General features: G+C 74.1%; 2 protein-coding genes. Both read right to left on the reverse strand.

Translation table 11 applies throughout. The annotated features are described in order from the left end of the window. Window positions 1–39: 39 nt before the first annotated feature. Window positions 40–264, reverse strand: a complete 225-nt coding sequence (locus PROKR_RS20475; RefSeq protein ID WP_036966586.1) for a zf-HC2 domain-containing protein — start codon at window positions 262–264, stop codon at window positions 40–42. A gap of 149 nt (window positions 265–413) precedes the next feature. Next, the coding region (locus PROKR_RS20480) for a CopD family protein (RefSeq protein WP_036966589.1) at window positions 414–791 on the reverse strand (378 nt) is incomplete at its 5' end.

A 791-nucleotide genomic window follows, 5' to 3' on the forward strand; every position in this document is an offset into this window, starting at 1 on the left:
CCGCGCGGGCCGCTGGGCGCTGAGCCCTGGCCGAGCCGCCTAGTTCAGCCAGGACCGGGCGCCGCTCGCGCTGCGCCGCGCCCACCCCACCTGCCGGACGTCGATGAACGCCCGGATGCACCCGGCGCACCGGTCGATGTGCGCCTCGAAGCGGCGCTGGTGGCGGGCGTCGAGCCGCCGGTCGAGGTAGCCGGGGATGGCCGCGCGGGCGGACCGGCACTCCGGCTGCTCGGCCCGCGCGGCGCCGATATCGGTGCCGGCCATGGGCTCGTCTGTACACAGTGCACTGCTGAACGTCACGCGAACCTGCCCCCTGCGCACGCTGCCCGGTGTCGACCGGCTGACAGCAGTCTCACCTTGGATGAGGAAGCATCGAAATTTTGCTGTGATATGACCTCCTTCTCCCGAGCTCCTCAGTGCCCCACCGACGCCGTGACCAGCCAGGCCGTGAGCAGCACGATCACCACCATGAGCGCCGTCTCCCGGCCCGTGCTGCGCCGCAGGACGCCGCCTGCGGTGGCCGAACGCCCCGCGTGCCGCACCACGCCGCGGCGTCGGGCGGTGAGCCGGGGGACCACCTGGAAGTGGTTGTGCGCGCCGAACGCCGCGACCAGCACCACGAGGGCCACCTTCGCCAGCAGGAGCAGGCCCCACTCGCTCTCCCAGAGCTGCGCCGGGTGGTCGAGGATGCCGACGGCGAGCGCCCCCCGGCCACCCCGACCACGGCGGCGGCCACGGCCGCCACGACGGAGAACCGGGTGCCCAGCAGTGCGGCGTCGAGGTCGCGGCCG

The organism is Promicromonospora kroppenstedtii DSM 19349 (genome assembly GCF_000515355.1).
GTDB classification, from domain to species: Bacteria; Actinomycetota; Actinomycetes; order Actinomycetales; family Cellulomonadaceae; genus Promicromonospora; species Promicromonospora kroppenstedtii.